Source organism: Leptothrix toolikensis (SeqCode) (genome assembly GCF_057922285.1).
This window is the reverse complement of the sequence record NZ_JBYSVC010000034.1, coordinates 18618-27373: the sequence shown is the minus strand read 5'-3', so window position 1 is coordinate 27373 and position 8756 is coordinate 18618. Positions and strand designations below refer to the sequence as shown.

7 protein-coding genes are annotated in these 8756 nt (G+C 62.5%); 5 read left to right on the top strand and 2 right to left on the bottom strand.

Translation table 11 applies throughout. The annotated features are described in order from the left end of the window. The first annotated feature begins 317 nt into the window (after nt 1–317). On the top strand, nt 318–2297 hold the full coding sequence (locus tag AC3VI7_RS06965; RefSeq protein ID WP_489669452.1) for an ABC-F family ATP-binding cassette domain-containing protein: 1980 nt from the start codon (nt 318–320) through the stop codon (nt 2295–2297). Here AC3VI7_RS06965 and xerD read toward each other — a convergent pair. Then, nucleotides 2276–3205 carry a site-specific tyrosine recombinase XerD gene (gene xerD / locus AC3VI7_RS06960; protein WP_489669451.1) on the bottom strand — a complete coding sequence of 310 codons (930 nt, stop codon included), beginning with the start codon at nt 3203–3205 and terminating at the stop codon, nt 2276–2278. The two genes, AC3VI7_RS06965 and xerD, sit on opposite strands and share 22 nt — an antisense overlap. A gap of 47 nt (nt 3206–3252) precedes the next feature. Between xerD and AC3VI7_RS06955 the strand changes: the two genes are divergently transcribed. Further along, on the top strand, nt 3253–4164 hold the full coding sequence (locus tag AC3VI7_RS06955; protein WP_489669450.1) for an AEC family transporter: 912 nt from the start codon (nt 3253–3255) through the stop codon (nt 4162–4164). Nucleotides 4165–4168: 4 nt separating this feature from the next. Here the strand turns inward: AC3VI7_RS06955 and nadC are convergent, their stop codons facing one another. Continuing rightward, the gene (gene nadC, locus AC3VI7_RS06950; RefSeq protein WP_489669449.1) at nt 4169–5026 is read right to left on the bottom strand and encodes a carboxylating nicotinate-nucleotide diphosphorylase; all 858 of its coding nucleotides are present in this window, start codon (nt 5024–5026) and stop codon (nt 4169–4171) included. A 111-nt stretch (nt 5027–5137) separates the two neighbouring features. On the opposite strand from nadC, the gene aptA reads away from it, so the two are divergent. From aptA to AC3VI7_RS06935, 3 genes are all read left to right on the top strand, one after another. Then, nucleotides 5138–6466 carry an omega-aminotransferase AptA gene (gene aptA / locus AC3VI7_RS06945; RefSeq protein WP_489669448.1) on the top strand — a complete coding sequence of 443 codons (1329 nt, stop codon included), beginning with the start codon at nt 5138–5140 and terminating at the stop codon, nt 6464–6466. A 90-nt stretch (nt 6467–6556) separates the two neighbouring features. Continuing rightward, nucleotides 6557–7360 carry a gamma-glutamyl-gamma-aminobutyrate hydrolase family protein gene (locus tag AC3VI7_RS06940; protein ID WP_489669447.1) on the top strand — a complete coding sequence of 268 codons (804 nt, stop codon included), beginning with the start codon at nt 6557–6559 and terminating at the stop codon, nt 7358–7360. Between the two features lie 14 nt (nt 7361–7374). Then, nucleotides 7375–8748, top strand: a complete 1374-nt coding sequence (locus tag AC3VI7_RS06935) for a glutamine synthetase family protein (protein WP_489669446.1) — start codon at nt 7375–7377, stop codon at nt 8746–8748. Nucleotides 8749–8756: the final 8 nt, after the last annotated feature.

Here is an 8756-nt window from a genome sequence, read left to right as displayed (position 1 = left end):
CGGCGACAGCGCCACAAAATTGGCCGCCGTCTTGGGCAACCCGAGGTCATAGATCGTGCTCATGGATCACTCCTGTCTTCGAGATTCGAGAATGGTGCAGGCCCGCATCATCGTTGAAACCGCGCACTACACGGGCCGCCATGAGCCCGACCTCCACCGATCCAATGGCCCTGCCGCGTCGCAAGTTGCCCATCGGCATCCAGAAGCTCATCTGAAGTTTGTCTTCCTGACCGGGTGACCAAATTCAGCAAAACGGATCGCAATGTGGTTGGGTTTGAAGTCGAAGCCCTCGGCCCCCCGCTACACTCCGCCCCGAAATGCTAACCCTCAAAAACACCACCCTTCGTCGCGGCGTCAAAGTCGTGCTCGACAACGCTTCCTTTACTTTGCAACCTGGCGACAAAGCCAGTTTGGTCGGCCGTAATGGGGCCGGAAAGTCATCGCTCTTCGCCCTGATCACCCATCGCCTGCAAGCCGATGCGGGTGATGTGACCATGCCGCCGCGCTGGCGGGTGGCGGAGGTCGCGCAGAACATGCCTGAAACCGAGCAAGGTGCGACCGACTTCGTGCTTGACGGCGACACGCCCTTGATGGAAGCCAACGCCTTGCTCGCGGCAGCGGAAGCCTCGGGCGACGGCCACGCCATTGCGGACGCCTACACCGTCTTGGCCGAAGTCGGCAGCTTTGATGCCAAGGCACGCGCGCAGTCGCTGCTGATGGGGCTGGGCTTCAAAACCGCGCAACTTGATGCGCCGGTGAACAGCTTCTCGGGCGGCTGGCGCATGCGCTTGCAGTTGGCGCGCGCGCTGATGTGTCCGGCCGATCTGATGCTGCTGGACGAACCGACCAACCACTTGGACTTGGACGCCTTGGTCTGGCTGGAAGCTTGGTTGCAGCGCTACGAAGGCACGCTGCTCATGATCAGCCACGACCGCGAGTTCCTCGACGCCATCACCCGCGTCACCTTGCATCTGGACGAAGCGCAGATCACGCGCTACGGCGGCAACTACAGCACCTTTGAGACCATGCGCGCTGAACGCATGTCGCAGCAGCAAGCAGCATTTGGCCGTCAGCAAGACAAGATCGCGGAGTTGCAGCGCTTTATCGACCGCTTCAAAGCCAAGGCCAGCAAAGCCAAGCAGGCGCAAAGCCGCGTCAAAGCGCTCGACCGGATGGAGAAGATCGCCCGCGTGCTCACCAGCGCCGACTTCGCCTTCGAATTTCGCGAACCACTGAGCTTGCCCAACCCGATGCTGTCGCTCAAAGACATGGTGGTGGGCTACCACGGCGAGGACGGCGCGCCCGACACGGTCATCGTGCGCAACATCAACAAAAGCGTGCTGCCGGGCCAGCGCATCGGCATCCTCGGGGCCAACGGCCAAGGCAAATCCACCCTTGTGAAAACTTTGGCGCGCACCCAAGCCGTTTTGGGCGGCCATGTGCAAGAAGGCAAAGGTTTAGCGATTGGCTACTTTGCGCAGCAAGAAATGGACGTGCTACGCCCGGACGAAGGCCCACTGGCGCACATGATCCGCTTGGCGCGCGATGTCTCGCCCCAAGCCAAGGAGCAAGAACTGCGCGACTTCTTGGGCCGCTTCCGCTTCACCGGCGAGATGGTGCAACAGTCGGTGGGCAGCCTCTCGGGCGGCGAAAAAGCCCGGCTGGTGCTGGCGATGCTGGTCTGGCAGCGCCCCAACCTGCTCTTGTTGGATGAGCCCACCAACCACCTCGACTTGACCACCCGCGAAGCGCTCTCGATGGCGCTGAACGAGTTTGAAGGCACCGTGATGCTGGTCAGCCACGACCGCGCCTTGCTGCGCGAAGTCTGCGACGAGTTTTGGCTGGTGGCCGGCGGCAAGGTCGAACCCTTTGACGGCGATTTGGACGACTACCAACGCTGGCTGATGGAACAAAGCCGCGAAGCGGCGCGCGCCGCCAAGGACGCCCAGTCCAAGCCCGCGCCCGTCAAAGCCCCGGCCCCATCAAGCGCGCCCGCACCCGCCGCCGAGCCAGACCGTAAAGCCACGGCCGCCGCCCGTCAAAAGCTCAGCGATCAAACCAAACCGATCAAAAAAGAACAGGCCCAAGTCGAGCAGCGACTCAGCGCGGCGCAAAGCGAGCATGCCCAACTGCTGAGCGCCCTGGCCTCACCGACCGCCACCGCCACCACCCGCGCCGACCAAGGCCGCCGCCTCAAGCAACTCGACGACGACATCGCCACGCTGGAGATGCGCTGGCTGGAGCTGGTCGAGAAGCTGGAGGCGATGACCCAGCTTCATATCCCACCCCGGGGGTGATGCTGGGCAAAGATGTGGCGCAGGCGTTCGCGGGCGACGTGGGTGTAGATCTGGGTGGTGGAGATGTCGGCGTGGCCGAGGAGGAGTTGAACGGCACGCAGGTCGGCACCGTGGTTGATGAGGTGGGTGGCGAAGGCGTGGCGCAGGGTGTGGGGCGAGAGGGGGACCCAGATCTCGGCGCTTTGGGCGTGGCGTTTGACCAAGCTCCAAAACATTTGGCGGGTCATGGACTCGGCGCGGGCGGTGACGAAGAGCGCTTCGCTGTGGCGCTGGCCCAGCAAGGCGGTGCGGGATTCGAGCACGTAGCGCCGTAGCCAAGCGTGGGCTTCTTCACCAAAAGGCACCAGCCGTTCGCGCTCGCCTTTGCCGCGCACCAAGACCACTCCTTCGCCCAAACGCAGATGGCGGCTCGGCAACTCGACCAGTTCACTCACCCGCAAGCCGCTGGCGTACATCAGCTCCAACATGGCCCGGTCACGCAGACCCAGCGGGGTGCTCACATCGGGCGCGGCCAGCAAGGCGGCAACTTGGTTTTCGCTCAGGGTTTGCGGCACGCGCAGCGGCTGGCGCGACGCACTCAGACGCAAGGTGGGGTCTTTGTCGATGCGCCGCTCGCGCAAGGCCCAGCGGAAATAACGCTTGAACACCGTCAAACGCCGGTTCGCCGTGGTGGTACGGGTCTGCGCATGCTCGGCAGCCGAGTAAGCCAAAAGATGGGCTTCCTCGGCATGATCCAAGGCCAAGCCGGGATGATGCTCGGCCAACCACGCCACCAAAGCCTGAAGATCGCTGCGGTACGCTGCCAAGGTCAGCGGACGCAGACCGTCCTCAAGCCAAAGGGTGTCGAGCCACAGATCAATGGTCTGGGCCGTTTCATCAGGAGAGACGGAAACTTGCGAAAGCTGCATGGTGCCTATCCTAGCTGCCACCCGACTTGCTCACTCTTGCCCGCCCCATGATTTCTTCCGCTTTGCTCCTGCTGCCCGACTTCTTGCTCATCATGCTGGGCTTTGTGCTGTGCAGGCACACCGCGCTGGACCGGCGCGTCTGGGCGGGGGTGGAGCAGCTGGTGTATTGGCTGCTTTTTCCGGTGCTGCTTTTTGGCGCGGTGCTGCGTAGCCCGCTGGATATCGGCAGCGCCTTGAACTTGGGGCTCGCCGGGGTGCTGATGCTGGTCTGCGGCTTTGGGCTGGCCACCGCTTTGCGCACCGTGCCCGGGGTGGACGCCCGGCTGCATGCCTCGGGCGCGCAGGTGGGCTTTCGCTTCAACTCCTACGTCGCCTTGGCGCTGGCCGAGCGGCTCGGCAGCTCACAAGGCGTGGCTTGGATTGCGCTGTTGATCGCGCTGGGTGTGCCGCTGTGCAACATCGGTGCGGTCTGGTCGCTGGCGCGCCACGGCGGGCAAAACGTCTGGCGCGAGATGGCGCGCAACCCCCTCATCCTTGGCACCGTGGGCGGGCTGCTGGGTCACCTTGCGGGCCTGAGCTTGCCCAGCGCGGTGGACACCACTTTGGCGCGCATCGGCTCCGCCGCCCTGCCCTTGGGCCTGATGGCGGTGGGTGCGGGGCTGCAAATCGGTGGTTTGAATGCCGCTCCGCGCTTGGCCGCTGGGCTGCTCACCATCCGGCACCTCATCTTGCCCTGCGTGGCCATGCTGCTGAGCATGGTTTTGGCCCTGCCGCACGATCAAGCCTTGGTGCTGGTGGCCTTTGCCGCCATGCCCACCGCATCCAGTGCTTTTGTGCTGGCCATCCGCATGGGCGGCGACGGTCAGTACGTGGCGGGGCTGGTCACAGCCTCCACCTTGCTCGGCATGATCAGCATCCCGCTGGCGGTCGAGATCGCGCGGCGACTACCACTCTCGTGATGCGTTACGCCTGAACCCGCATCGACAAATCAAGTGCGTGGACGTGCTTGGTGAGCGAGCCGACGGAGATGCGATCCACGCCGCAGGCGGCAATCGGCCCGATGGTGTCGAGGCTGGCACCACCGGAATATTCGAGCACGGTGCGGCCGCCGCCCGCGCGATGCGCCCGTGTCAGGGCCACAGCGGTGCGGATTTGCTCGATGGAAAAATCGTCGATCAAGAGCAAATCGACATCTTCTTCGAGCGCAATGCGGGCCTCATCCAGATCTTCAGCTTCCGTCATCAAGGGCACATGGGCTTGGAGCGCTCGGGCCGCTTGAATCGCTTGGCGTATGCCACCCGCAGCAGCAATGTGGTTTTCTTTGATCAAGATGCCGTCGTACAAGCCGATACGGTGATTCACGCCACCGCCGCACAGCACGGCGTATTTCTGGGCGTTGCGCAGACCGGGGAGGGTCTTGCGGGTGTCGGCGATACGGCAACCCGTGCTGGCCACCACTTCGACATAACGCCGCACCACCGTGGCGGTGCCAGAGAGCGTTTGCAGAAAGTTCATCGCCGTGCGCTCGCCCGTCAGGATGGCGCGGGCTGGGCCTTCGAGGGTACACAGCGTTTGATTGGCTTGAATAGCCGCCCCTTCACGCACCTGCCAATGGATACGCACATGCGGGTCAAGCGTCTTGAACACTGCGTCGAACCAGGCTTGGCCGCAAAGGACCGCTTGTTCTCGGCTGATCAAATGGGCTTGGGCTTGCTTATCGGCGGGCACCAGCCGGGCGGTCACGTCGCCAGAGCCGATGTCCTCGGCCAAGGCCCGATCGACGTTGTTTTGCAAATCATGCGGAAGCGAAAAAGACACCATGGTTTGAAACCGAGTTGAAACAGAGATGTGGCCGATCAGCCCGGCCCCTTCAAGCCGATTGTCGCCGCAGTAGACTGCCCTATCTTCATTGAAAGCCACGGTCCACTGCTCATGAATGCACCCTCCTCACCCGCATCCACCGACATGTCCGCGCTGTGGATGCCTTTCACCGCCAACCGCCAGTTCAAGCAAGCACCGCGTTTGTTTGCCAAAGCCGAAGGTATGTACTACTGGACCCCCGAGGGCCGCCAAGTGCTGGATGGTTTTGCCGGGCTGTGGTGCGTCAACGCCGGCCATGCCCGGCCGCGCATCGTCAAAGCGATTGCCGAACAAGCCGCTGAAATGGACTACGCCCCGCCCTTTCAGATGGGGCATCCCAAAGCCTTTGAGCTGGCCGAGAAGGTGGTGCGCCTCACGCCTCAAGGGCTCAACCGGGTGCTGTTTGTGAACTCGGGCTCGGAAGCTGTTGAAACCGCCCTCAAGATCGCGCTGGCCTATCACCGCATCCGAGGTGAAGCAGCGCGCACGCGCCTGATCGGCCGGGAGCGGGGCTACCACGGCGTCAACTTTGGCGGCACCGCCGTGGGCGGCATGGTGGCCAACCGCAAGATGTTTGGCAACTTGGTGACCGGGGTGGATCACCTGCGTCACACCCATGATCTGAGTCGCAATGCCTTCAGCACGGGTATGCCCGCACACGGGGCCGAGCTGGCCGATGACTTGGAACGCTTGGTCGCGCTGCACGACGCCTCGACCATCGCTGCCGTGATCGTCGAGCCCGTGGCCGGTTCCACCGGCGTGCTGCTGCCCCCCCAAGGCTACTTGCAACGCCTGCGCGATATCTGTGATCGCCACGGCATTTTGTTGATCTTTGATGAGGTCATTACTGGCTTTGGCCGCACGGGTCAGCCCTTTGCGGCGCAAACCTTTGGCGTGACGCCGGACATCATGACGGTCGCCAAGGGCATCACCAACGGCTGCGTACCCATGGGGGCCGTCTTGGTGCGCCAAGACATCCACGACACCTTCATGCAAGGCCCCGAAGGCGCGGTCGAGCTGTTCCACGGCTACACCTACTCCAACCATCCCTTGGCCTGCGCAGCGGCCTTGGCCACGCTGGAGACCTACGCCGAAGAAGGCTTGCTGACACGCGCCGCTGAGATGCAGAGCTACTTCTCGCAAGCCCTGCATAGCCTGCGAGGCCTGCCGCATGTGATCGATATCCGCGCCATCGGGCTGATCGGTGCGGTCGAGCTGCAAACCCGCCCCGGTGTACCCGGCAAACGGGCCTTCGAGGTCTTTCTCGACTGCTTCGAGCAAGGTGTGCTGATCCGCAGCACCGGCGACACCATCGCCATCTCCCCCCCGCTGATCATCGAGCGCGAACACATCGACCGCATCGTCAGCACCTTGGCCACGGCACTCAAGCGCAGCGCCTAAGTCACCCACCGGCGGCAAGGCAGGCCGCCGGGTACAGAAAATGCTGTATACACTTTACGTATGCCTTCGCATACGGTTTGTGAGCCTGCCATGACATCCAAAGCTGTCCTTCCTGTTCCTCGCCGTCCCATCGTCTTGGTGCCGGCCTGCAATCGCTGGCTGGGCCAGCATCCCTTCCATGTGGCGGGGCATAAATACGTCAATGCCGTCCGGCTAGCGGGCTGCTTGCCGCTGGTGGTGCCCATCGCCACCGCCGAGGATGTGCCCGAACTCTTGGCGCTGGCCGACGGGGTGCTGCTGACCGGCTCGCCCTCCAACGTCCATCCCTCCCATTTTGGCGAGGCGGTGCATAACCCCGAGTTGCCGCTGGACCCCGCGCGTGACGGCTGGACCCTGCCCTTGATTCGCCAAACCATTGCCAGCAAGACCCCTTTGCTGGCGATTTGCCGTGGGTTTCAGGAAATCAACGTGGCCTTGGGCGGATCGTTGGTTCAAACAGTCCACGAGGCCGGCCCCTACCGCGATCACCGGGCCAACGACGCTGATGCGGTCGAAAAGCAATACGGCCCAGCCCACGGTGTGCAGGTGGTACGCGGTGGCGTGCTGGAGCCGTTACTCGACGGCTTGATGGATGATCAAAACAGCTTTTGGGTCAACAGCTTGCATGGTCAAGGCGTAGCGTCCCAAGGATTGGCGAACGGTTTGCGCATTGAAGCCTTGGCCCCCGACGGTTTGATTGAATCTTTTTCCGGTGTTGATCTGCACCATTTCCTGCTCGGTTTGCAATGGCATCCCGAATGGCAAGCGCAGGACAACCCGGTTTCGATGCGTTTATTGCAAGCCTTTGGTGCAGCGTGTGTGCAGCATGTGTGCAAAACCAAGGGTGCCAACTAGAAAGGGACTGAATCATGGTGACCCGAGCCAATCTCACCTTCAGTGACATGGAGCAATGGCTCAACGAGCACCGCGTGACCGAGATCGAATGCTTGGTACCGGATCTGACTGGGGTAGCACGCGGCAAGATCTTGCCGCGCAAAAAGTTCACCGAAGACCGGGGCATGCGTCTGCCAGAAGCGGTGGTCGCGATGGGCGTGACAGGGGTCTTTCCGCAGGAAGGGCCTTACTACGATGTCATCAGCCCGACCGATCACGACATGCACCTTCAGCCGGACCCGAGCACGGTGCGTATCGTGCCTTGGGCCACCGACCCGACGGCGCAAGTGATCCATGACTGCTACGACAAGCACGGCAAGATCGTGCCCTTTGCACCGCGCTCGGTGCTGCGGCGGGTGTGCGATCTCTACGCCGCCGAAGGCTGGAGCCCGGTGGTGGCCCCCGAGCTGGAGTTCTACTTGGTGGCGCGCAACACCGACCCCGACATTCCGCTGATTCCGCCTGTGGGCCGCAGCGGGCGGGCTGAGACCTCACGCCAAGCCTATTCGATCGACGCGGTCAACGAGTTCGATCCGCTTTTCGAAGATGTCTACGACTACTGCGAAAAGATGGAACTCAACGTCGATACCTTGATCCATGAGATCGGCGCGGGGCAAATGGAGATCAACTTCTTCCACGACCACCCGATGCAATTGGCCGACGAGGTGTTTTTCTTCAAGCGCACGGTGCGCGAAGCGGCCCTGCGGCATGACATGTTTGCCACGTTCATGGCCAAGCCGATTGCGAATGAGCCCGGCAGCGCCATGCACGTGCATCAAAGCGTGGTTGAAACGCTGAGCGGCGAAAAACGCAACATCTTCTCCAACCCCGATGGCTCAGCCAGCGAGCTGTTTTATGGCTACATCGCCGGCTTGCAGCGCTACATCCCGGCGGCCATGGCGCTGTTTGCGCCCTACGTGAACAGCTACCGGCGTCTGTCACGTTTCACCGCCGCACCCATCAACATCCAGTGGGGCACCGATAACCGCACGGTGGGCATCCGCTCACCCGTGGCCACCCCATCGGCCCGCCGGATTGAAAACCGTGTCATCGGTGCCGACGCCAACCCCTACGTGGCCTTGGCCGCCACCTTGGCGTGTGGCTACTTGGGCATGAAAAAGGGCCTCAAGCCCACCCCAGAATGCAAGGGCGATGCCTACCTTGGCGATTACCAGCTGCCGCGCAGTCTGGGCGAAGCGCTGGAGATGCTGCGCAATGAGAAAGACTTGGCCGACATCTTGGGCGAAGCCTTCATCACGGTCTATACCGAGGTCAAGGAAGCCGAGTACGCCGAATTCATGAAGGTGATCTCGCCTTGGGAGCGCGAGCACCTGCTTTTACATGTTTAAAGGACACA

What these genes read in the sequence shown, in the direction of transcription:
- AC3VI7_RS06935 (WP_489669446.1), top strand. Translation starts at nt 7,375, where the DNA reads ATGGTGACCCGAGCCAATCTCACCTTCAGTGACATGGAGCAATGGCTC.
- nadC (WP_489669449.1), bottom strand. Translation starts at nt 5,026, where the DNA reads ATGGTGTCTTTTTCGCTTCCGCATGATTTGCAAAACAACGTCGATCGG.
- aptA (WP_489669448.1), top strand. Translation starts at nt 5,138, where the DNA reads ATGAATGCACCCTCCTCACCCGCATCCACCGACATGTCCGCGCTGTGG.
- AC3VI7_RS06955 (WP_489669450.1), top strand. Translation starts at nt 3,253, where the DNA reads ATGATTTCTTCCGCTTTGCTCCTGCTGCCCGACTTCTTGCTCATCATG.
- xerD (WP_489669451.1), bottom strand. Translation starts at nt 3,205, where the DNA reads ATGCAGCTTTCGCAAGTTTCCGTCTCTCCTGATGAAACGGCCCAGACC.
- AC3VI7_RS06940 (WP_489669447.1), top strand. Translation starts at nt 6,557, where the DNA reads ATGACATCCAAAGCTGTCCTTCCTGTTCCTCGCCGTCCCATCGTCTTG.
- AC3VI7_RS06965 (WP_489669452.1), top strand. Translation starts at nt 318, where the DNA reads ATGCTAACCCTCAAAAACACCACCCTTCGTCGCGGCGTCAAAGTCGTG.